Origin of the sequence: Streptomyces incarnatus (assembly GCF_001027185.1) — a bacterium.
In the GTDB taxonomy this organism is placed as follows: Bacteria; Actinomycetota; Actinomycetes; order Streptomycetales; family Streptomycetaceae; genus Streptomyces; species Streptomyces puniciscabiei.
In genome coordinates, this window is record NZ_CP011497.1 from 7,479,727 (window position 1) to 7,500,981 (window position 21,255).

At 73.4% G+C, this 21,255-nt stretch carries 24 protein-coding genes; 11 read left to right on the plus strand and 13 right to left on the minus strand.

Features of this window, described 5'->3' with window-relative positions:
- Nucleotides 1–19 precede the first annotated feature (19 nt).
- Nucleotides 20–469: a nitroreductase family deazaflavin-dependent oxidoreductase gene (locus ABB07_RS33970; protein ID WP_208902298.1), complete on the minus strand. Its 450-nt coding sequence runs from the start codon at nt 467–469 to the stop codon at nt 20–22.
- A gap of 126 nt (nt 470–595) precedes the next feature.
- On the opposite strand from ABB07_RS33970, the gene ABB07_RS33975 reads away from it, so the two are divergent.
- Nucleotides 596–1,288 carry a TetR/AcrR family transcriptional regulator gene (locus ABB07_RS33975; protein ID WP_208902299.1) on the plus strand — a complete coding sequence of 231 codons (693 nt, stop codon included), beginning with the start codon at nt 596–598 and terminating at the stop codon, nt 1,286–1,288.
- Between the two features lie 142 nt (nt 1,289–1,430).
- Here the strand turns inward: ABB07_RS33975 and ABB07_RS33980 are convergent, their stop codons facing one another.
- Nucleotides 1,431–2,468, minus strand: coding sequence for a medium chain dehydrogenase/reductase family protein (locus ABB07_RS33980; RefSeq protein WP_208902300.1), 1,038 nt, complete (start codon nt 2,466–2,468; stop codon nt 1,431–1,433).
- Nucleotides 2,469–2,654: 186 nt separating this feature from the next.
- Here ABB07_RS33980 and ABB07_RS33985 point away from each other — a divergent pair, with 186 nt between their 5' ends.
- From ABB07_RS33985 to ABB07_RS33995, 3 genes are all read left to right on the plus strand, one after another.
- Nucleotides 2,655–3,305, plus strand: a complete 651-nt coding sequence (locus ABB07_RS33985; protein WP_208902301.1) for a TetR/AcrR family transcriptional regulator — start codon at nt 2,655–2,657, stop codon at nt 3,303–3,305.
- An 82-nt stretch (nt 3,306–3,387) separates the two neighbouring features.
- Complete coding sequence (locus ABB07_RS33990; RefSeq protein WP_425264782.1) at nt 3,388–4,611, plus strand: sensor histidine kinase; 1,224 nt, start codon at nt 3,388–3,390, stop codon at nt 4,609–4,611.
- Nucleotides 4,608–5,273 (plus strand): response regulator transcription factor, encoded by a 666-nt coding sequence (locus ABB07_RS33995; protein WP_208902303.1) that lies wholly within the window; start codon nt 4,608–4,610, stop codon nt 5,271–5,273. Before ABB07_RS33990 ends, ABB07_RS33995 begins: the two co-directional genes overlap by 4 nt.
- Here the strand turns inward: ABB07_RS33995 and ABB07_RS34000 are convergent.
- Complete coding sequence (locus tag ABB07_RS34000; protein WP_208902304.1) at nt 5,234–5,518, minus strand: DUF6332 family protein; 285 nt, start codon at nt 5,516–5,518, stop codon at nt 5,234–5,236. The genes ABB07_RS33995 and ABB07_RS34000 overlap by 40 nt on opposite strands.
- A gap of 71 nt (nt 5,519–5,589) precedes the next feature.
- Complete coding sequence (locus ABB07_RS34005; protein WP_208902305.1) at nt 5,590–7,080, minus strand: MFS transporter; 1,491 nt, start codon at nt 7,078–7,080, stop codon at nt 5,590–5,592.
- A gap of 85 nt (nt 7,081–7,165) precedes the next feature.
- Between ABB07_RS34005 and ABB07_RS34010 the strand changes: the two genes are divergently transcribed.
- The gene (locus ABB07_RS34010; RefSeq protein ID WP_208902306.1) at nt 7,166–7,564 is read left to right on the plus strand and encodes a MarR family winged helix-turn-helix transcriptional regulator; all 399 of its coding nucleotides are present in this window, start codon (nt 7,166–7,168) and stop codon (nt 7,562–7,564) included.
- Between the two features lie 87 nt (nt 7,565–7,651).
- Here the strand turns inward: ABB07_RS34010 and ABB07_RS34015 are convergent, their stop codons facing one another.
- Nucleotides 7,652–8,404 (minus strand): maleylpyruvate isomerase family mycothiol-dependent enzyme, encoded by a 753-nt coding sequence (locus ABB07_RS34015; protein WP_208902307.1) that lies wholly within the window; start codon nt 8,402–8,404, stop codon nt 7,652–7,654.
- A gap of 81 nt (nt 8,405–8,485) precedes the next feature.
- The gene (locus ABB07_RS34020) at nt 8,486–9,679 is read right to left on the minus strand and encodes an MFS transporter (protein WP_208903729.1); all 1,194 of its coding nucleotides are present in this window, start codon (nt 9,677–9,679) and stop codon (nt 8,486–8,488) included.
- 692 nt (nt 9,680–10,371) lie between these two features.
- Between ABB07_RS34020 and ABB07_RS34025 the strand changes: the two genes are divergently transcribed.
- On the plus strand, nt 10,372–10,767 hold the full coding sequence (locus tag ABB07_RS34025) for a luciferase domain-containing protein (protein WP_208902308.1): 396 nt from the start codon (nt 10,372–10,374) through the stop codon (nt 10,765–10,767).
- A 176-nt stretch (nt 10,768–10,943) separates the two neighbouring features.
- On the opposite strand, the gene ABB07_RS34030 is transcribed toward ABB07_RS34025, so the two are convergent.
- The gene (locus tag ABB07_RS34030) at nt 10,944–11,723 is read right to left on the minus strand and encodes a DeoR/GlpR family DNA-binding transcription regulator (RefSeq protein ID WP_208902309.1); all 780 of its coding nucleotides are present in this window, start codon (nt 11,721–11,723) and stop codon (nt 10,944–10,946) included.
- Nucleotides 11,724–11,847: 124 nt separating this feature from the next.
- Here ABB07_RS34030 and ABB07_RS34035 point away from each other — a divergent pair, with 124 nt between their 5' ends.
- Nucleotides 11,848–12,729, plus strand: coding sequence for an SIS domain-containing protein (locus tag ABB07_RS34035; RefSeq protein WP_208902310.1), 882 nt, complete (start codon nt 11,848–11,850; stop codon nt 12,727–12,729).
- A 32-nt stretch (nt 12,730–12,761) separates the two neighbouring features.
- Nucleotides 12,762–13,610 carry a class II fructose-bisphosphate aldolase gene (locus ABB07_RS34040; protein ID WP_208902311.1) on the plus strand — a complete coding sequence of 283 codons (849 nt, stop codon included), beginning with the start codon at nt 12,762–12,764 and terminating at the stop codon, nt 13,608–13,610.
- Between the two features lie 21 nt (nt 13,611–13,631).
- Here the strand turns inward: ABB07_RS34040 and ABB07_RS34045 are convergent, their stop codons facing one another.
- Nucleotides 13,632–14,765, minus strand: coding sequence for a methyltransferase (locus ABB07_RS34045; protein ID WP_208903730.1), 1,134 nt, complete (start codon nt 14,763–14,765; stop codon nt 13,632–13,634).
- 80 nt (nt 14,766–14,845) lie between these two features.
- Here ABB07_RS34045 and ABB07_RS34050 point away from each other — a divergent pair, with 80 nt between their 5' ends.
- Both ABB07_RS34050 and ABB07_RS34055 read left to right on the plus strand, forming a co-directional pair.
- Entirely contained in the window at nt 14,846–15,562 is a 717-nt protein-coding gene (locus tag ABB07_RS34050; RefSeq protein WP_208902312.1) for an alpha-ketoglutarate-dependent dioxygenase AlkB family protein, read from the plus strand.
- A 36-nt stretch (nt 15,563–15,598) separates the two neighbouring features.
- Complete coding sequence (locus tag ABB07_RS34055) at nt 15,599–16,837, plus strand: ROK family protein (RefSeq protein WP_208902313.1); 1,239 nt, start codon at nt 15,599–15,601, stop codon at nt 16,835–16,837.
- 34 nt (nt 16,838–16,871) lie between these two features.
- Here the strand turns inward: ABB07_RS34055 and ABB07_RS34060 are convergent, their stop codons facing one another.
- Complete coding sequence (locus tag ABB07_RS34060) at nt 16,872–18,140, minus strand: MFS transporter (protein ID WP_208902314.1); 1,269 nt, start codon at nt 18,138–18,140, stop codon at nt 16,872–16,874.
- 221 nt (nt 18,141–18,361) lie between these two features.
- Here ABB07_RS34060 and ABB07_RS34065 point away from each other — a divergent pair, with 221 nt between their 5' ends.
- On the plus strand, nt 18,362–18,577 hold the full coding sequence (locus ABB07_RS34065) for a hypothetical protein (protein ID WP_244189602.1): 216 nt from the start codon (nt 18,362–18,364) through the stop codon (nt 18,575–18,577).
- Between the two features lie 26 nt (nt 18,578–18,603).
- On the opposite strand, the gene ABB07_RS34070 is transcribed toward ABB07_RS34065, so the two are convergent.
- From ABB07_RS34070 to ABB07_RS34085, 4 genes are read right to left on the minus strand one after another with little or no spacing between them, the layout of a single operon-like run.
- Nucleotides 18,604–19,515, minus strand: a complete 912-nt coding sequence (locus ABB07_RS34070) for a phosphotriesterase family protein (protein ID WP_208902315.1) — start codon at nt 19,513–19,515, stop codon at nt 18,604–18,606.
- Nucleotides 19,512–20,096, minus strand: a complete 585-nt coding sequence (locus tag ABB07_RS34075; RefSeq protein WP_208902316.1) for a DUF4865 family protein — start codon at nt 20,094–20,096, stop codon at nt 19,512–19,514. The genes ABB07_RS34070 and ABB07_RS34075 overlap by 4 nt, the downstream gene beginning before the upstream one ends.
- 15 nt (nt 20,097–20,111) lie before the next feature.
- Nucleotides 20,112–20,501 carry a (R)-mandelonitrile lyase gene (locus ABB07_RS34080; protein ID WP_208902317.1) on the minus strand — a complete coding sequence of 130 codons (390 nt, stop codon included), beginning with the start codon at nt 20,499–20,501 and terminating at the stop codon, nt 20,112–20,114.
- Between the two features lie 5 nt (nt 20,502–20,506).
- Entirely contained in the window at nt 20,507–21,097 is a 591-nt protein-coding gene (locus ABB07_RS34085; RefSeq protein WP_208902318.1) for a TetR/AcrR family transcriptional regulator, read from the minus strand.
- Nucleotides 21,098–21,255 lie beyond the last annotated feature (158 nt).

Below are 21,255 nucleotides of genomic sequence, written 5' to 3' on the forward strand. Positions count from 1 at the left end.
GATCCGTCCGAGCATCCGGTCAGTTCGTGACCGTGATCTGGAAGACCGGGTGGTCGGGGGCGATGCGGCGCAGGTCCGCGTCCGGGGAGTCGGGGCCGACGCCGTCGAAGAAGACTCCGACCTCCGCCTTCCAGCGCCGGAGGTAGGCCCGCAGCAGCGGGACCTTGTCGTCGTCGGCGATCTCGGTGGCGGTGAAGACGTCCACGTTCTTGCCCAGCCGCAGCTCGCCGCCGCCGGCCGCCCGCATGTTGTGGGTCCACTGGACGTGCCCGCGCGGGGCGAGGAGGTACTGCCGGCCGTCCACCGTCAGCAGGTTCACCGGAGTGGTGCGCCACTGACCGCTCTTGCGTCCGCGCACCGCCAGGACCCGGGAGCCCCAGACGCTGATCCCGCGCCGGGTGAGCCAGGCGACCGCCCGGTTGAAGACGTTGACGGTGAACCAGCCCGGCTTCTTGACGTGTGTCGACATGGTGACCCCCACGGTTTGGAGAGCGGTGCTCTCGCCTGACTCCAGTGTGGGGGAGACAGGTGCTCCGAAGCAAGAGCGGTGCTCTCTTTTGTGGGCACTGCTCTCCGGTCGTGGCACACTGCACGCATGAGCACCGCACGCGGCGCCCGCGAAAGGGCCAGGATGGAAGTCACGGCAGCCATCAAGGAAGAGGCGCGCAGACAGCTGGGCGAGGAAGGCGCGGCCAGGCTCTCGCTGCGGGCCGTCGCGCGCGAGCTGGGCATGGTCTCCTCGGCGCTGTACCGCTACTTCCCGAGCCGCGACGAGCTGCTCACCGCCCTGATCATCGATGCCTACGACTCCCTCGGCGAGGCGGCGGAGGCGGCCCACGCGGCGGCCGCGGGCGCGGATCACGTGCGGCGCTGGACGGCCGTGTGCGAGGCGGTGCGGGCGTGGGCACTCGCCCATCCACACGAGTACGCCCTGATCTACGGATCGCCGGTGCCCGGCTACTCCGCCCCCGAGGCCACCGTCCCGGCCGCCTCGCGCGTCGGCCTGCTCCTCATCGGCATCGTCCGCGACGCCTTCCGGAATCCCGGCCTCGCCGATCTCCCCCTCCCCGCCGAGCTGCGTCCCGAGGCCGAGCGCATGGTGGCCGACTTCGCACCCGACCTGCCCCCCGAGGCGGCCGTCGCGCTGGTCGCGGCCTGGTCCCAGCTGTTCGGGCTGGTCGGCTTCGAGCTGTTCGGGCAGTTCCACCGGGTGGTGGAGGACCGGGAGGCCTTCTTCCGGCATGCGGCGGCCCGGCTCGCCCGGGAGGTGGGACTGGCCGGCGCGTGACGCCCGGAGACCGGGCCGGGCTCGGGTCCAGGCCCTGTCGTCGGCCTCCCTCCCCGGCCTTGGCCGGGAGGTGCCCCCAGCCCCGCGACGCCACCTCCCACACCTAACCGACGCGAGTCACCGACCTCTTGGCCGAGTACGCCTAGTCGCCGGGCACGAGTACGACCTTCCCGGTCACCGTGCCGGACTCGGCCAGCCGCATGGCCTCCGCGACCTCGGTGAGCGGCAGCCGGGCGGCGATCCTGGCGGTGACCTCGCCGCGTTCCAGGGCGCGGAACACCTCGGTGAGGTCGGCGCGCAGCCGGGTCCGGAAGCGGTCCTTGTTCAGGGCGCGCCCCGCCCAGACGTTGAAGAAGCAGGCGCGGCGGCCGTTGGGCAGCGCGTTCCACCACCACACCCGGCCGAGGATCTTCAGGACCGGCCACTGCTTGGAGCCCGAGTCGTCCCGGGTGGTGGCGCTGCCGTAGGCGACGAGGGTCCCGCCGGGGGCGAGCAGCCGCCAGGAGTCGGTGACACTGCGCCCGCCGAGGTGGTCGAAGACGGCGTCGACCCCGCCGGGAGCGAGCTGACCGACCCGGGCCGGGACGTTCTCGGTCCGGTAGTCGACGGGGGTGACGCCCAGTTCGCGCAGTGCCTCGTGGTGGCGCGCGGACGCCGTGCCGATCACCTTCAGGCCGGCCGCACGCGCGAGCTGGACCAGGACCGTGCCGACACCGCCGTTGGCGCCGTGGACCAGGACCGTTCCGCCGCTGCGCACCCGGGCCTCGCGATGCAGCATCTGCCACGCGGTGATCCCGTTGACCACCAGCGTCTCCGCCTCCGCCGCGCCGATCCCGGCGGGCACCTCCACCGCGTCGGCCGCGTCGAGCACCACATGACTGGCCCAGCCGCCGACCTTGACCAGCGCCGCCACCCGCTTGCCGACCAGGCCCGGTGTGACGCCGGGGCCGGCCGTGAGAACCGTGCCGACCAGGTCGTAGCCGGGCACGAACGGGAAGGGCGGCTGGTCGTAGTAGCGGCCCCGGCGCATCTGCTGCTCGGCGAAGGACACCCCGGTGGCCTCCACCCGGACCACGACCTGCCCGGCCCCGGGCAGTGGCACGTCCCGGTGCCGGAGCTGCAACTCCTCCGGCTCGACCGTGCCCGGCAGGACGACCTCGACGAGTTTCTTGCTTTCCATGACGACCTCCGGGTCGGAGAGAAGTGCCGGTGCGCCGTGCGGCGAGAGAGGCCACTTCGCTTGCGTTAGAAGCTATAACTAAAATGACCATAGCTAGCTTGAGTGTCAAGGCGTCACAGCCAAAGGCCTGTTATGGCCTCTCTCGGTGGTGATAGGTTGAAACCAGTGGCAAGGAGCGTGAAGGCGATGGCGGCAGGCGCGGCGAGTCCCCGGGAGCGGTACCGCAGTCAGGTGCGGGCCGAGATCAAGGCGAAGGCCTGGGAACAGATCGCCGTCTCGGGCGCGTCGGGGCTGTCCCTCAACGCCATCGCCAAGGAGCTGGGCATGAGCGGCCCGGCGCTGTACCGGTACTTCGCCGGGCGGGACGACCTGATCACCGAACTGGTCCGGGACGCCTACCGCGGCCTCGCGGACACCTTCCGCGCCGCGGCCGACGCGGGCGCGGGGCCGTCCGGCCTGGCCCGGGAGCTGCGCCGCTGGGCGCTGGAGGATCCCCAGCGCTACTTCCTCGTCTACGGCACGCCCGTCCCCGGCTACCGCGCACCGGACGACACCACCGCGCTCGCCCGGGAGATCATGGCCGCACTGCTGGACGTCTGCGCGGCCGACGAGCCCCGGGCCGCGTCGCCCGACGCGCTCGAGACCCACCTCGCGGACCATCGCGGCTGGGCCGGCGACCACCCCGCCCCGCCGGCGGTGCTGCGCCGGGCCCTGGCGTTCTGGACCCGGCTGCACGGGATCCTCTCCCTGGAACTCGCCGGCCACTTCACCGGCATGGGCTTCGACCCGGAGCTGCTCTTCACCGCCGAGGTGGACGCCCTGGGGTACGAGGACTGAGCGGACGGGCGCCCGTACTCCCCGGGGAGTAGGGGTGATCACCGCGTCCGGCTGACGCCCGGGCCGTCCGTCGCCCTCTACCGTGGCCTGCATGGAAGAGCAGCGCGCCCCCGGTCCGTGGTGGTGGCACGGGCCGCCGTGGCGGAGTGCCCCGGACGAGGCGGAGCCGCTCCGGGTCCACTGGCCGTGGCGCAGCACCGTGCTGCTCACGGTGTTCGTCCTCGTCGGCACCAACTTCGCGGCCCACGGCCAGCTCCATCGCGTGCCCCTGGACGGCTACGCGCGCCTGCTGCTGCTCGTCGCCTCGGTCCTGCTGCTGTGGCGGCACCGGCACCCGGTGGCCGTGGCCTACGGCACCGCGGTGGCGACCCTCGGCTACCTGGCCGCGGGCTACCCCTACGGGCCGGTCTTCCTGACCGTCGCCGTCGGCTGTTTCAGCGCGGTCGTCGCCGGGCACCGGCGGGCCGCCTGGGGGGCCCTCGGCCTGCTGTGGGCGGGGCACGCCCTGCTCGCCCTGTGGCTCTACCGCCGGCTCCCGCCCGCGGGCGACAGGGGCGGGAACGTCTATCAGGAGATCGGCATCGGCGCCTGGGTGCTGGCCGTGGTCGCCCTGGCCGAACTGGTCCGGGTGCGGCGCGAGCAGTGGGCGCGGGAGCGCGCCGACCGGGCGGAGGCCGCGCGGCGCCGCGCCGACGAGGAACGGCTGCGGATGGCCCGCGAGCTGCACGACGTCCTCGCGCACAGCATCTCCGTCATCAACGTCCAGGCCGGCATGGGTCTCGCCCTGCTCGACAGCGACCCCGAGCAGGCGCGCACCGCGCTCACCACCATCAAGGCCGCCAGCAAGGAGGCGCTCGGCGAGGTGCGCCAGGTCCTCGACACCCTGCGCGCCCCCGGCGCCGCCCCGCGCACCCCCGCCCCCGGCCTGGACCGGCTTCCGGAGCTGGTGGAACAGGCGGCCGCTGCCGGACTCACCGTCGAGATCGAGGGTGAACCACCCCGGCTGCCGCCCGGCGCCGACCTCGCCGCCTTCCGCATCGTGCAGGAGGCCCTGACCAATGTCGTACGGCACTCCGGATCGCGGCACGCGCGCGTGCGGTTCGCCCACGACGGCGACGCGCTGCGGCTGCGCATCGACGACGACGGCCCGGCCACCGGCGCCGACGCCGGGGGCAGCGGCAACGGGCTGGCCGGCATGCGCGAGAGGGCCGCCGCGCTCGGTGGCACCATCGAGGCGGGCCCGCGCCCCGACGGCGGCTTCCGGGTACTCGCCGTACTGCCGTCGCACACCAGGGAGGACCAGTGATCCGGGTACTGCTCGCCGACGACCAGTCGCTCGTGCGGGCCGGTTTCCGGGCGTTGCTCGACGCCCAGCCGGACATCGAGGTGGCCGGGGAGGCGGCCGACGGCGAGGAGGCGGTGCGCCTGGTGCGCGAACTGCGGCCGGACGTCGTCCTGATGGACATCCGCATGCCCCTGCTGGACGGCCTCGCCGCGACCCGGCGGATCACCGGCGACGCGGACCTGCAGGACGTGAAGGTGGTCATGCTCACCACCTTCGAGCTGGACGAGTACGTCTTCGAGGCGATCCGCTCCGGCGCCTCCGGCTTCCTGGTGAAGGACACCGAACCGGACGAACTCCTGCGCGCGGTGCGGGCGGTGGTCCAGGGGGACGCGCTGCTGTCGCCGGGGGTCACCCGCAGGCTGATCGCCGAGTTCGCCGCCCGCTCCAAGGAGCCCGCGGCGGCGGACGCGCTCGGCCGGCTCACCGAGCGGGAGCGGGAGGTGATGGCGCTGGTCGGCATCGGCCTGTCCAACGAGGAGATCGCCCGCCGGCTGGTGGTCAGCCCGCTCACCGCCAAGACCCATGTGAGCCGCACGATGGTGAAGCTGGGCGCGCGGGACCGCGCCCAACTCGTCGTGCTGGCCTACGAGTCGGGGTTGGTACGGCCCGGCTGGCTGGGCTGACCCGCCTGCCGGAAGCGCACCAGCACGCTGATCACCCGGGCCACGAACACCACCGGTGCGACCGCCGTGCCGAGCCGGAGCAGCACCAGGGACAGCGGGTGCGGCAGGTCGAAGAGCAGCGCGGGCCCGGCCACGGCCCCGAACAGCACCGCCGCCGCGAAGGCGGCGCTCACCAGCGCGTAGCCGGTCTCGACCGTGGCCGCGTCCTGCTGTGCCCTGGTGCGGCGTCCCCCGTATGTGTTCATTCCCCCAGCTTCACAGACGCGCGCCCGGCGGGGCAATCGGCCCCGCCGGGCGCGCTGTTGGAGGCTTCCCCCTAGTCGCGGACCGCCAGGCGCTCCGCCTCAGCCTCCTCCACGGTGGACCTGGCGACCACGAGGGACCGCTGCGTACGGCGGCCGCGCAGACCGGTGAGGGTGATCAGCAGACCGGCCGCCGCGACGCCCGTGACGACCATGAACCCGGGCCGGTAGCTGTCCAGGACGGCCCGCGGGGTGGCGTGCGCGGGGCTGTTCGCGGTCACCACGGCCGTGACCACCGCCAGGAAGATCGCGCCGCCCACCTGCACCGAGGTGTTCAGCAGACCGGAGACCATGCCCTGCTCGTGGTCCTCGACGCCGTTGGTGGCCTGGATGTTGAGCGACGGGAAGACCAGCGCGCAGGCCGCGCCGATCAGCAGCATGGACGGCAGGATCACGGCCGCGTACACCGGGTCGAGGTCGACCCGCAGGAACAGCGCGTAGCCGAGGACCATGAAGGCGAAGCCGGTGGCGATCAGGCGCGGGGTGCCGAACCGGTCGACGATCGCGCCGACCTTCGTGGAGGACACCGCCACCAGCGCGCCCGCCGGCAGGAACGCGAGCGCCGTGTGCAGCGCCGACCAGCCGAGCAGGGACTGCATGTACAGGGTGGTCAGGAACTGGAAGCCGACGTAACTGCCGAAGAAGGCGATCGCGCCGAGCTGGGCGCGGACCTGGCTGCCCGAGCGCAGCACGCCCAGCCGGATCAGCGGGCTCGGCGAGCGCCGCTCGACCAGGACGAAGACGGTCAGCAGCACCGCGACGGCCAGGAAGGACAGCAGCGTGCGGGCCGAGGCCCAGCCGGCGTCGGGCGCCTGCACGACGGTGAACACCAGCAGCAGCATCGCCGCGGTGCCGAGGACGGCGCCGGGGATGTCGTAGCCGTCGTGGTTCTCCTCGCGGGCGCTGCGCGGCAGCAGCCGGAGGCCGGCGAGCAGCGCGAGGAGGGCGATCGGGGCGGGCAGCAGCATGGTGAAGCGCCAGCTGGCCTCGGTGAGCAGGCCCGAGAGCACCAGGCCCATGGAGAAGCCGGTGGCGGCGCAGGTGGTGTAGATGGAGAGGGCACGGTTGCGCAGCGGGCCCTCCGGGAACGTCGTGGTGATGATCGACAGGCCGGCCGGAGCCGTGAAGGCCGCGCTCAGGCCCTTGATGAAACGGCTGGCGATGAGCAGCGGACCGGAGTCCACGAGTCCGCCGAGCAGTGAGGCGAGCGCGAAGACACCGAGGGCGACGAGGAACACCTGACGCCGGCCGAGCAGGTCGGCGGTGCGGCCGCCGAGCAGCAGCAGGCCGCCGTAGCCCAGGATGTAGCCGCTGACGATCCATTGCAGCGTCGAGGTGGACAGGTGCAGGTCGGAGCCGATGGACGGCAGCGCGACGCCGACCATCGACACGTCCAGCGCGTCCAGGAACATCGCCGCGCAGAGCACCAGCAGGGTGCCCCACAGCCGGGGGGTCCAGCGAACCGCCGAGGACGGGGACGCGGGGGTGGTGAGCGGAGAGGTCATGCCGACGACACTACATGCATACGCATCGAATGCAAATGCATTTAATTCCGATGCAATAATCTTGTTTCTCTGCTACGGTGCGGCCATGGCGTCGAACAAGGCCGAGCGGGCGCTCGTGGAGCAGTGGCGGGACATCCTGTCCCTGCACGCCCGCACCCAGTGCGAGCTGGACCGGGCGCTGCACGGACACGGCCTGTGCGGCAGCGACTTCGAGGTCCTGGACCTGCTGGCGGAGGGCGCGGCGGCGGACGGTGGCTGCGCCTACCGCGTGCAGGAGATCTCCGAGCGCGTCCATCTCAGCCAGAGCGCGCTGTCCCGGCTGATCGGGCGCCTGGAGAAGGACGGCCTGGTCGAGCGCGCCATGTGCGCCGAGGACCGGCGCGGGGTGCGCGTGGCGCTCACGGCGAAGGGGCGCGCGCTGCACGGCGAGGTACGGCCGGTGCAGCGCGCGGTACTGACCCGCATGCTGGCCGAGGCCGACTGACGAAGTCGGCTGACGAAGACGGCTGCAAAAGGCCGACTGACGGAGACGGCTGACGAAGACGGCTGACCGAAGCGGGGCGGCCGGGCGTCAGATCCCGCTGTTCTCCCGCCAGAAGGCGGCGAGTGAGGGGTCGCCGGACACGTTCGGCACCGGCTTCCGGTTCCACAGGGCCAGATACAACTCGTCGGCGGGCCCGGCCAGTTCGGCCTCCGCCTCGCCGGCCGCGTCCGGTACGGTCACCGGCGGCTCGGCCGTGAGCCGTACGGTCCACACCGCCTCCGGCCCGGTGTCCGGCCCCGCGCTCAGCGCCCGCACCCGCAGCACCCGCGGCTGCTCGGTGCGCAGCCGGCTCTTCGGGCGGGCGTGGAAGCCCCGCAGCAGCTCGTCGATGCCGTCCACCGCGAAGTCCGCTGCGACCGGCGACGCCGTACCACCCCGCGCGGCCTCGGCGTCGTACCGGTGCACGGTCGTCTCGTGCGCCTGCCGGCGGGTCCAGAAGGCCAGCGGTGACGGGTTGGGCGCCGGGTGGAAGGTCCAGCACTCCAGGTCGGCGGGCGCGGCGGCCAGGGTGTCGACCAGCAGGCGGTGGCTGTCCCGGTACCAGTCCACCAGTTCGTCGCCGTCCAGGTCCGGCGCGTCGCCGAAGGGGCGGGGCTCCCGGTGGCCGTCGGCGACGAGGGCCGTGGCCCACCGGTGCACCGCGCCGGTGTGCCGCAGCAGGTCGCGCACCTGCCACTCCGGGCAGGTCGGCACCTTGGCATCGGTCCCAGCCGCGGCGGCGGCCGCCGCGAGCAACCGGCCCTCGCGGTCCAGGATCTGAAGGAAGTCGGCAGTGTTCATGGGGTGAGTGTGCCGGACGGAGGGCGCCGATCCATCGGCATTTCCGGTGCGACGGGTGACCGGCTCGCTTCGGCCGCCGCCTCACGCGCCCAGCGTCCGCCGTGTGCACACCCCGATGGCCGCGGCGACGGTGGCCAGCGCCGCGACGCTGGTGAGCGCGGCCGACAGGGAGAACCAGTCGGCCATGAACCCGATCGCGGGCGGTCCGAGCAGCATGCCGCCGTAGCCCAGCGTCGAGGCGACGGCCACGCCGGACGGACCGGTCAGCGCACCCGCTCGCTCCACGGCGACCGGGAAGAGGTTGGCGAGCCCGAGCCCGGTGATGGCGAAGCCGGTCAGCGCGGCCCACGCGGACGGCGCCAGCGAGCCGAGCAGCATGCCCACCGCCGCCACGGTGCCGCCGGCGATCACCGTGCGGGCACGGCCGAGGCGCTCCAGCAGGGTCGTGCCGGTCGCCCGGCCCACGGTCATGGCCAGCGCGAAACACGCGTACCCGGCCGCCGCCGCACCGGACGACGCCGCGAGGTCCTGCTGGAGGTGGAGCGCGCCCCAGTCGGCCATGGCGCCTTCGCCGTAGGCGGTGCACAGGGCGATCAGCCCGAAGACGACGACCAGTCCCCGGCCGCCGGTCCGCCGTGCCGCGGCACGGTGTGTCTCCGGGGGCGGTGCCTCCTGGTGCGGGGAGGGGGTGCGCTGCGCCGGGGCGGGCGGCTCCTGTCGCAGCAGGGTGCGCCCGGCGACGGCCGTGACGAGCAGCCCGACCAGGGTGAGGCCGAGCAGATGCCGTGTGGGCGAGAGCGCACCGGCGACCAGTCCGCCGAGACCGGCGCCGATCATGCCGCCGAGGCTGAACGCGGCATGGAACGACGGCATGATCGGCCGCCGCAACGCGGCCACCAGATCGACGGCGGCGCTGTTGAAGGCGACGTTGATCCCCCCGTAGGCGGCCCCGAAGAGCAGGAGTACGGCGCCGAGGGCGGGGGCGGAGTGGGTCAGCGGGGGCAGGCTGACGCTGAGGGAGAGCAGGACGGCGCAGACCACGGTGACCGGATGACTGCCGTAGCGGTGGCACAGCCGACCGGTCAGCGTCATGGTGATCACAGCACCCGCGGAGACGCCCAGGAGAGCCAGACCGAGGGCGCCGGCAGAGGCGTTCGTCTGCTGCTTGATGGCCGGGATCCGGACCACCCAGCCCGCGAAGACGAACCCGTCGAGGGCGAAGAAGGCGGTGAGCGCGGCGCGGAGCCCGGAGAGATCGCGGCTGCCACCCGGCACGACGCTGTGCGAACGGGGTTTGTTTATTTGCGGCACAAAGTCAGGCTAGGTGGGTGCGCGGGGGCAGGGCAAGAGATATGCCGGAGGGGTGCGGCAGCGTGCCGGTGCGGTCGAGGCGAGGGGGCGCGGGGCAGGGCGCGGGTCGGCGACGCGGCCCACGCCCCCGTAGGGAGCAGAGCGGCCTTGAGGCCCGCGCGCCACCGGCTGGGCACCGATGACGTCCGGTGAGCCGCTCGAGGGCCGGGAGGCGTGCCGCGACCGCCCGGTTGCCGCGGCGCCCGTCACCCGCGGGCGGCCGGTTCCGCCGGGATCCCCGCGCGCCGCGCCCGCGGGCGAGAGCTGTCCGCGTGAGCGCGGCGGCCGGATCGCACCCTCCCATGGGTTTGTTGCTCTCACGATGCGAGACAGCCGGATCCGCGCCGTCACCCGCTTCGGCGACGACGGCTCCCTGTCACGCTTCGGCTGCCCCGGCGGCCGGGTGAACGAGGAGCGCTTGGCCGAGAGCCGGCCATGTGGCCTTGACCTGCATCGACTTGAGCCGACTGGCGCCGGTGGCGGCATCAACGCGGCGGAGAATGTGCCGCTTTGGGGGTTCCGTGCGGGCGTCTCTGCGCGTTCCGTGGCCGGATACAGGTCGGTTAATGCTTGCTCACGAGCTGGTTGCCGAGGGGTGAGCGGTCCATGATGGGCCCATGACGTTGGCCTCGCGCGCGCTCGCGCAACTGGCGACCTGGCCCGACCTGAGCCGGGCGGTCCCGAGCTGCGGCCTTGGACAGGCGGTGAGTTCGGCCCAGGGCGAGATCGCCCACTTCCACTCGGACCGCGATGTGGACCTGCGGCTGACCGACCGGGCGATCCGGCGGTTCGCCAAGGATCTCCGGGGCTCCGGCGCGATCAGGATCGTGCCCGGCTCGCAGTGGGTGACCCTGCGCCTGGACGCGGCGAGCGACGTCGACCTGCTGCTGACCCTGGTGAGCGTGGCGCTCCAGGCCCAGCAGACCTGGCCCGACCCGCTCGACCGGCCGCCGGTGGGCTGCAACGACCAGCGTGGCGCGGGCTTCGTGAAGGCCGATCTCGGCGGCATCTGAGCGGGGAGCGAGGGGCTTGCCCGAGCCCGCACCCGCATGGATCACTCGCGCCGTCGCCCGCGAGGACCTGCTCGGGCCGGTGTCCCCACGGACGCGCCGGAGCCGCGCCTGGTGCACGCCTGCGAGGCCCTCCCCGAGCCGGGGCCCGCACACGCCCGCCCGTGCCGGTGCCGTCGTCACACCGTGAGGACCCGGACGCCCGCCTCCTCGAAGCGGCGTACCGTCTCCTGTCCCACCGCCGTGTCCGTCACGAGGGTGCCGACCAGCTCCGCCCCGCAGATCCGGGCGAACGCCCGCTGGCCCAGTTTGCTGGAGTCGGCGGCGACCACCACCCGCTCGGCGCGCTCGCACAGCAGCCGGTTGATCGCGGCCTCCGCCTCGTCGTGCGCCGCCGCGCCGTGCGTGACGTCGAAGGCGACGACCCCGAGCACCGCCACGTCGAGCGTGATCTGCCCGAGCACCCCGTCCGCGAGCGGGCCGATGAGCTCGTAGGACTGCGGGCGGGCCACGCCGCCCGTCACCACGATCTTGAACTGGGGCCGCACGGCGAGCTCGTTGGCGATGTTGAGCGCGTTGGTGACGATGGTCAGCGCGGGCGATCCGGTGGACAGATCGCCGCGTACAGCCAGGGCGCGGGCCACCTCCGTGGTGGTCGTGCCGCCGGTCAGCCCCACCGCCTCGCCCGGCGCGACGAGTTCGGCCACGGCCTTGGCGATGCGCTGCTTCTCCGAGGCGCGGCGGGCCGTCTTGTAGCGCAGCGGGAGTTCGTACGACACCCCGTGCACCACCGCGCCGCCCCGGGTGCGCACCAGCATCTGCTGCTCGGCGAGCTGGTCGAAGTCCCGGCGGATCGTCGCCGCCGACACCTCCAGCTCGGCCGCCGCCTCCTCCACGTCCAGCCGGCCGCGCTCGACGAGCAGTTCCAGCAGCGCCTTCCAGCGGGCGTCCCGGGACATCCGCAGCCTCCGTTCCGAAGTGTTCCCGGTGACCCTAGCGCACCTCGCCCTGCGCACAGATGCTTGATTATGCTCGAAATAGCGCAGTATCTTGCAGGAACAAGCAGCAAGGGGAGGGGTGGGCATGACCCATGTCGAGAACGAGCTGAACAGCCAGCCGGAGTGCTGGATACGGGCGGCCCAGGAGGCGGGGCGGTACCGGCACGCGCTGCCGGCGCCTGGGGAGCGGGTCGCGATCGTGGGGTGCGGGACCTCGTACTTCATGGCCCAGGCGGTGGCCGCCCTGCGCGAGGGCGCGGGCCAGGGCGAGACCGACGCGTTCGCGGCCTCCGAGTATCCGTACGGGCGCGTCTACGACCGGGTGGTGGCCCTCACCCGCTCCGGCACCACCACCGAAGTGCTGGAGCTGCTGGGCGAGTTGAGGGGAAGGACCCGGACCACGGCCATCACCGGCGACCAGGACACCCCGGTGGCGTCGGCCGCCGACGACCTCGTGGTGCTGGACTTCGCCGACGAACGCTCCGTCGTCCAGACCCGGTTCGCCACCACCGCGCTCACCCTGCTGCGCACCCATCTCGGCCTGCACACCGACGCCGTCGTCACCGATGCGCGCACGGCCCTCTCCACCCCTCTTCCCGAAGGGCTGACCGCCTGCACCCAGTTCACCTTCCTCGGGCGCGGCTGGACCGTCGGGCTCGCGAGCGAGGCCGGGCTGAAGATGCGGGAGGCCTCGCTGTCCTGGACGGAGGCGTATCCGGCGATGGAGTACCGGCACGGCCCGATCAGCATCACCACCGAGGGCACGGCCACCTGGATGCTCGGCGAGGCGCCGGACGGGCTCGCCGCACAGGTCCGCACCACCGGCGGGTTGTGGATAGCGGGCGGCCTCGATCCGCTCGCCGAACTCGTCCGGGTCCAGCGCCTCGCGGTGGCCGTCGCCGCCGCGCGCGGACTCGACCCCGACCAGCCGCGCCATCTGACCCGCTCGGTGATCCTCGCCCCCTGAACCCCGAGCCGCGCCCGGAAGGAACACCCCACGTGCCCCTTGCGTCCACCGGCGAGCTGGTCACCTCAGCCGCCGCGACCCGCTCCGCCGTCGCCGCGTTCAACATCATCACCCTGGAGCACGTCGAGGCCGTCATCGCCGGCGCCGAGTCGGCCGGCGCGCCCGTCGTGCTCCAGGTCAGCGAGAACGCCGTCAAGTTCCGCTACGGGCGGCTGCTGCCGCTCGCCAGGGCCGCCGTCGCCGCGGCCGAACGCGCCACCGTGCCCGTCGCGTTGCACCTGGACCACGTGCAGAGCGACCACCTGCTGCGCCAGGCGGCCGACGCCGGGTTCAGCTCGGTGATGTACGACGCGGCCCGGCTGCCGTACGCCGAGAACCTCTCCGCCACCCGGACCGCCGCCGACTGGGCCCACGCCCAAGGGCTGTGGATCGAGGCCGAGTTGGGCCAGATCGGCGGCAAGGACGGCAGGCCGGCGCTGGACGCCCACGCACCCGGCGCCCGCACTGACCCCGACCAGGCCCGTGACTTCGTCGCGGGCACCGGTGTCGACGCGCTGGCCGTCGCCGTCGGCAGCGTGCACGCGATGACCACCCGCACCGCCGCCCTCGATCACGGCCTGTTGGGGCGGCTGTCCGCCGCGCTGTCCGTCCCGCTGGTCCTGCACGGCTCCTCCGGGGTGCCGGACGACGGCCTGATCACGGCGGTGGCCGGCGGCATTGCCAAGGTCAACGTCGGCACGGCCCTCAACGTGGCCATGACCGCCGCGATCCGCGACTTCCTCGCGGCGCACCCGGAGGCGGTCGACTCCCGTAAGTACCTGAGCGTGGGGCGGGAGGCGATGGCTTGCGAAGTGCGCCGGATCATCGGGGTCCTGTCCTGACCGGCCCGGCTCCTGACCGCCCTAGCCCTTCCTGACCGCCCTCAGCACCACGAACTTCGGGTCGGAGGCCACCAGTTCGCAGTTCCCGAACAACCTCCTCAGCTTCACGTGGTAGCCCAGGTGCCGGTTCCCGATCACCCACAGCTCACCCCCCGGCCTGAGCGAGCGCCGTGCCCCCGTGAACATGCGCCACGCCGTCGCGTCGGTCGTCGCCTGGTGGGAGTGGAACGGCGGGTTGTTCAGGACCAGGTCCACACTGCCCGGCGCCACCCCGGCCAGTCCGTCCCCGACCCGGAACTCGGCGTGCCCGGGCACACCGTTGGCCTTGTAGGTCGCCTCCGCCGAGGCCACCGCTTGGAAGGACTCGTCCACGAACAGCACCTCGGCCGACGGGTCCGCGAGCGCCATCGCCGTACCGACGACGCCGTTGCCGCAGCCGAGGTCCACCACGCGGCCCGCGCCCGGGGCGGGCAGGTGCTGGAGGAAGAAGCGGGTGCCGACGTCGAGGCGGTCGGCGCAGAAGACGCCGGCGTGGTTGACGACCGGGCGGCCGGAGACCGCCCCGATGCCGTCCGGCAGGTCGTAGCCGTACGGCCACGGGTTCGCCGGCCGCTCCAGCGCCGGGTCGGGGGTGCAGAAGATCAGCCGGGCCTTCTGGCGGGCCAGTGAGGTCCGGGTCGGGCCGAGGATCCGCTCGAACAGCTGCAGCGTGGAGGTGTGGATCTCCTTCACCATCCCGGTGCCGACGACCACCGTGCCGGCGTGCACGGCGGGCGCCAGCCGCAGCAGCTGGTCCTCCAGCAGCGCCAGGCTCTTCGGCACCCGCACCAGCAGCACGTCCACCCGCTGCGGCGGCGGATCCTGGGTGGTCAGCAACCGCACGGCACCGGGCTGCACACCGGCCCGGGCCAGATTCGCCCGGGTCGCCTCCTGGCTCAGGAAGGAGTCGGTGATCTGCGTCGGCCGGTGCTCCGCGAGCGCCGTGGCCAGCGCGCCCCAGCGGTCCCCGAGCACCACGACCGCGCCCGCGAGCGGCACCCCCTCCTCGGCCAGGTGGCGCAGCAGGTACGCGTCTGAGGCGTCCCAGGCGCGCAGCCGGTCGCGGGGATCCTCGGGGAAGCGGGACAGCTCGACCTCGCCCCACGGTGTCGTCATACGGTCGCTCATCGTGCCTCCCAGGCTAGCGGAGCCGCAGCTCAGCGCCGGTGGGACGGGCCTGCGGCACGATGGAGCGCATGGAGGACGAGCTGTTTCCCCGGGAGCGCGCTCGCGTCGCGCCGGGCGCCGTGCACGTCCCGGACTGGCTGGACGCCGACGCGCAGCGCGAGCTGCTCGCCGCCTGCCGCCAGTGGGCGCTCCCACCGGCCGGACTGCGCACCGTGCGCACACCGGGCGGCGGCACCATGACCGCCCGCCAGGTGTGCCTCGGCTGGCACTGGGGTCCTGTCCGCAGGTGCCCGAACTGCGGGCGGGCGGTACGGGACAATCCCGGGTGCCCTGGCCGGCACTGGTACCCGTACGGCTACGCCCGCACGGCCGTCGACGGCGACGGCGCCCCCGTGAAGCCGTTCCCCGCCTGGCTCGGCGAGCTGGGCCGCCGGGCCGCCGTCGCCGCGCTGGGCCCGCAGGAGCCGTACGCGTACGACATCGCGCTGATCAACTTCTACGACGGCGACGCGCGCATGGGCATGCACCGTGACAGCGACGAGAGGTCGGACGCGCCGGTGGTGTCGCTGAGCCTGGGCGACACCTGTGTCTTCCGGTTCGGGAACACCGAGACGCGGGCCAGGCCCTACACGGACGTCGAACTGCGCAGCGGCGACCTGTTCGTGTTCGGCGGCCCGTCGCGGCTCGCGTTCCATGGGGTTCCGCGGGTGTACGGGCGCACCGCACCGACCGAGTTGGGCCTGTCCGGTCGGCTGAACATCACACTTCGGGTCAGCGGCCTGTAGGCCGCATCATCTGCGGATCATGGGAGACTCGCCCTCATGAGCGGCAAGGCGGATCCCCGGGCGGCAGGGGAGAGGACCACCTCGAGGGCGCGGCTGGACCGGGGGCGCGGAGCGCTCGGGCCCGCGCTGGAGCTGGTGCACACCGGGCGGGCGCCGACCCGGGCCGTGCTCACGGCGGAACTCGGGGTCACCCGGGCGACCGCCGGGGCGGTGGCCGCCGAGCTGGAGGCGCTCGGGCTGATCCGGGTGGACGCCCGGCCGGGCGCCGCGGCCGGCTCCCAGGGCCGCCCCTCGCACCGGCTCCAGGTCGCCGAGGACGGCCCGGTGGCGCTGGCCGCGCAGGTCCACTCCGACGGCTTCCGAGCGGCCCTGGTCGGACTCGGCGGGCGGATCGTGGCGACCGCGCCCGGCTGCGAGACCGTCGACGCCGACCCGGCGAAGGTGCTCGGCTCGGTCGTCGAGGCGGGCGCGGAACTCCTGCGCGCGACCGGACGCCGGTGCGTGGGCGCCGGACTCGCCGTACCGTCCGCCGTGGCCGAGCCCGATGGTCTCGCCCTGAACCCCCTCCACCTGGCCTGGCCCGTCGGAGCCCCGGTCCGGCGGATCTTCGCCGAGTGCGTGCGCGCGGCGGGCATCACCGGGCCCGCCTTCGCCGGCAACGACGTCAACCTCGCGGCCCTCGCCGAACACCGGCACGGCGCGGGGCGGGGCGCCCGGGACCTGCTGTGCGTGGCCACCGGACACCGCGGTGTCGGCGGCGCTCTGGTACTGGACGGCCGCCTGCACACCGGCAGTTCGGGGCTCGCCCTGGAGGTCGGTCACCTCACGGTCAACCCGGAGGGCCGCCCCTGTCACTGCGGCAGCCGCGGCTGCCTGGACGTCGAGGCCGACCCGCTGGCCCTGCTGGTCGAGGCCGGCCGCGAGCCGGGCCCCGAGGTGTCGTTGCTCCAGCAGGCCAACGACCTGTTGCGCACCCAGTACGACGACCCGGCCGTCCGCGCGGCCGCCGAGGCCCTGATCGACCGCCTGGGCCTGGGGCTGGCCGGACTGGTCAACATCCTCAACCCCGACCGCATCATCCTCGGCGGCCTGCACCGCACCCTCCTGGACGCCGACCCCGGCCGGCTGCGCGCGGTGGTCGCCGACCGCAGCCTGTGGGGCCAGAGCGGCGGGGTGCCCATCCTGCCCTGCACCCTGGACCACAACAGCCTGGTCGGAGCCGCCGAACTGGCCTGGCAGCCGGTCCTGGACGACCCGCTCGGGGCGCTGCGCTGACGGCGGTACCGTCCTCCTCGGCGGGGCCTCTCCGTCACCCGGCAGCGCCGCCCGGCAGCTCGTCCGGGCGGGACCGCAGCGCCCAGCGGGCCGCCGACGGCGCCACGAGCCCCGCGCAGCAGAACACGGCGCCCAGGCATATCCAGCCCGGCTCGCCCCGGGCGAGACAGAGCCAGGCCAGGACGGACGGTGCCGCGACGCCGGCCAGGCCGCTGCCGAAGAGGAAGACGCCCGAGTACTGGCCCTGGGCGTGCGCCGGAGCGAGGGCGTAGCGCAGCTCGAAGGAACCGGCGGCATGGCGGAGTTCGCCCAGGGTGTGCACGCCCACGCCGAGCAGGACCAGCAGGACGGCGGACCAGGCCGGCATTCCGGAGGCGCAGGCGATGAGGGTCGTCCCGGCCAGGAACGCGAAGCCCGCCTGCCGCCACGCGCGTGCGGCCCGGGCGCCGGAGTCGACACTCCGGCCGGTCCTGACCTGCAGCAGGATCACCATGACGGTGTTCAGCAGCACGCTGGTGCCGGCGAACCAGCGCGGGGCGTGGGTGTGACCCACGATCCACAGCGGCAGGGCGAAGACCAGGACCGCGCCGTTCATGGACAGCACGCCGTTGAGCGCGGTGATCACCAGGTACCGGTGGTCCCGCAGCGCCGACCGGCGGCCGGTGCCCGACGGTGCCTGCACCGGCGGCAGATCGGGCAGCCGGCCGACGATCACTGCGGTGACCAGGTAGCTGAGGGCGTTGCCCAGCACGAGGCACACGTACCCCGGGCGAGAATCCAGCTGCACGACGAGCGCCGCCGGCAGGGCGCCGAGCGTGGAGGCCAGGTTGACGGCGGCACGCAGATAGGCCCGGAACCGCGCGGGGCGCGGTCCGCCCAGGCCGCGCACGAGCGGCCCACGGGCCGCCTGGGCGGCCGAGCCGGCGAGTTCGGTGAGGCAGAGCAGCGCCGTGTAGAGCCAGAACGAACGGACGAGGACCAGCAGCGCCATGGCGACGGCCTGAGCCGTCAGGGTCGCCCGGTACACCCCGCGCGGCCCGCGCCGGTCCGCTATCCGTCCCACGGGAACCCCGGCGAGGAGCCCCACCAGCGCGCCGACGCCCATGCCGAGACCGACCTGCGCCGCCGACAGGCCCACACAGCGGGTGAAGTAGAGGGCGGCCGTCAGTGTGAACACACTGCTGCCGAGCATGTTCACGAAGCTGGCGGCGGCGAGCGTGCGCCGAGGGCCTCGCTCCAGCATGATGCCGCGCGCGACCAGCCAGGATTCCCGGCGCTCGCCCTTGGCTGCTTCCGTTCTCATCAAACCCCCGGTTCCCGGCCGTCGTTCGTCGCCGTCGTCAGTACCGCCGACGGGCGAGTATGCGGAGCTCAGGGCAGCCACGAAAAGCCCCGGCCGGCGGGGGAAGAGTCACATCCGAAACGGGAACGATCACCGTCGCGCACAGCGTTGGAATACATGTGAGGGGGCCTCGGCAGAAGCGGTAAATCAGGGTCATTCCGGCCCGCTGCCGGGTTACCGACGTGGCCCACATGGTCGACAACTGCTCCCGCTCGGCCCGCCTCGGCGCCCGCCGCTGGGGTCCGCGCTTTCAGTCCGCATGTGAGCAGATCGCCTATCCGCTGTCGGAACTCCCCTCGGACCAGGGTCTTTTGACGCGTTTCACCGAACACCCGGTGCACGAGGCCCTGGCTTCGGCGGCGAAACTCCGCCCATTCGTCGGCATTTCCGTGGCGTGATCGCGCCCCTCAAGGGCGAAGGACACCTACCGCCAGTCGACAGCAAACGCCCGCCCAGGATGTTCGATGAGCATCCGCGCCACCAACTCCGCACCCAGCTCCACCTCAAGCCGCGGCCAAGCCCTGCGCAGCAGATACGGCATGCCGGGCCCGCCGTCGACCGAGCGGGACCCGGCGACCACGGTGTCCCCGCCGAGCAGCAGCCGGTCAGCGAAGCCGGCGTCCGCCAGAGCCCGTACCGCTTCCGGCATCCGCCAGTCCGTGGCGTGATGCGCGCGGGAGGGCCCGTCGAAGGCCAGCCAGCACCCGGACTCGGCGGCCTGCCGCTGCACCACCGGGTCGGGGAAGCGGTTCAGATGGCCCAGGATCACCCGGTGCCCGGGGACGCCCAACTCGCCGCACAGCAGCTCGACCACGTCCAGCGCGGCGGTGCCCATCTCCAGGTGGACGGCGATGGGCGCACCCGTGGCGTGGTGTGCCTCGGCCGCCGCCGTCATGGTCCAGCGGGCGTGCGTGTCGAGCGCGTGGAAACCGCCCGCGACCTTGATCAGCCCGGCTCGCACCCCGGTCGTACCGATGCCGTCGGTCAGCTCGGACACGAAGAGCCCGGCGAGGCCGCCGCCGCGCAGCTTGTCGAGCAACTCGGGGTCGTAGTGGGCGGCTTGGTGCAGGCCCGTGGCGCACACGAGCCGTACACCGGTGGCCCGGGAGAGCTCCGGCAGGTCCGCCGCCCGCCGTCCCATGCCGTACGGCGTCCACTGCACGACGGCCGCTCCGCCCGCCGCCCGGAACGCGGCCAGCTCGGCCCGCGCGGCCGACAGGTCGTCCAGCTCCTGGCCGGGCAACCGCGGGCTGCGCAGGAAGAGATGGTCGTGCGCGTCGCACACGCCCAGCTCCTCGGGCGGGATGTCACCGAGGACCGTACGGACCTGGCTCACCACTGCCGCCCGCGCGGGAGCCGGGCGCGGCCGGGCGCGGACAGGTGCAGCACCTGGTAGAGGTCGCCGTCGGCCTTGGGCGTGTCGTGCTCCCAGAGCGAGAAGTGGACCAGCTCCCACGCGCGCGTGTCCACGGCCGCCGCCGCGAGGACCGCGCCGTCCTCCGCCGCCAGCCGCCCGGTCTCGGCGGCCGCGTCCGCCATGAAGGCGGCCAACTCCACGCCCTCGGGCACCGGTTGCCGTCGGCGCACGGCGAAGGCGGGTGCGGACCCGCCGGCGGCGCCCTCCTCGAACGCCAGGCCGGTCCACTGCCGGATCGCCGGCCGCCCGAAGTCGTCGACCGGCCTCTGGAAGGCACCTCCCCACAGGAAGCTGTTCATGCCCTCCATGGTGTTCCAGAGGTAGAACGGCCCGTACTGGTTCGCCGGCGAGCCGTGCACCCCGCGCTCGCGCAGCACGTACGTCTTGATGCCCAGGCCGTCCCAGTCGTCCAGCAGGTGCGCGACACCGGCGACGCGGGAGCGGATGACGCCCATGTCGTAGTCCGCGGGCAGGGTGTACTCGTACTGCATGGCGTGCATGTCGTGTGTCCCTTCTCAGGCGGGGTAGTCGTCCACGTGCGCGTGCCACTCGGTGGTCGTGCCGTCCTCGGCGGCCTCCACGACCGCGAGGTGGGTCATGAAGGTGCGGGGCGCGGCGCCGTGCCAGTGCCATTCGTCCGGCTCGATCCACACCGTGTCGCCCGCGCGGATCGCCTCCACCGCACCGCCCCTGCGCTGCACCAGCCCCTCGCCCTCCAGCACGTGCAGCACCTGGCCGTGCGGGTGCCGGTGCCAGGCCGTGTGGGCGCCCGGGGCGAAGTGGACGTTGAACAAGCGCAGCCGGGAGGGCGCGGGGGGCGCGGCCAGCTCGTCCAGCCAGACCGTGCCGGTGAAGTTCTCCGCCGGGCCCTGCCGGGTGTCGGGACGCCGTCTGGTGATGTGCACGTGACTCAGTTCTCCTGTCCGGGAGTTCGGGGTGCGAGCAGGGAGAGCAGACCGCGCACCCCGGCGTCGAAGGCGGCGGGGGAGCCGGCGGCGCGGGCGAGGACATAGCCGCCCTGCAGGGTGGCGAGGACGGCCGCGCCGATCTCCTCGCCGTCCAGCGAGGGTGCGAACTGCCCCTGTACCTTGCCCTCTTCGACGATCCCGGCGATCCGCTCCCGGATCCACGCGATCGTCTCGTCCACCGGTGCGCGCAGCTCGTCGCTGGCGATGATGTCCGGGTCCATGGTCAGCCGCCCGATCGGGCAGCCGCGCAGCACGTCACGCTCGCGCAGCAGATACGCCTCGATGCGCTCGTACGGGGTGCCCGGACCGCCCAGGACCCGCTCCGCGGTGGCGCGCAGTTCCTCGGCCGTGCGCCGGATCGCCGCCAGGGCGAGCTCCGGCTTGCCCTTGAAGTGGTGGTACATGCTGCCCTGGCCGGCACCCGCGCGCTCCAGGATCGCCTTGGGGCTCGTGCCCACGTAGCCGCGCTCCCACAGCAGCTCACGCGTGGACTCGATCAGTCGTTCCGAGGTGCTCATGCAGTCACTGTACATACTAGTAGTTACAATCGCCAGCCTCCCGAAGCCGCTCGCGACTCGCCCCGAAGCCGCCCGCGAGCCGCCCGGAAGCCGCCCGCGGTCCCCGGGGAGCAGCCCGCCGCCCCCGCCGTACTCCCCGCGAGGTACCCGCACTGCCGCCGGCCGCACGACGA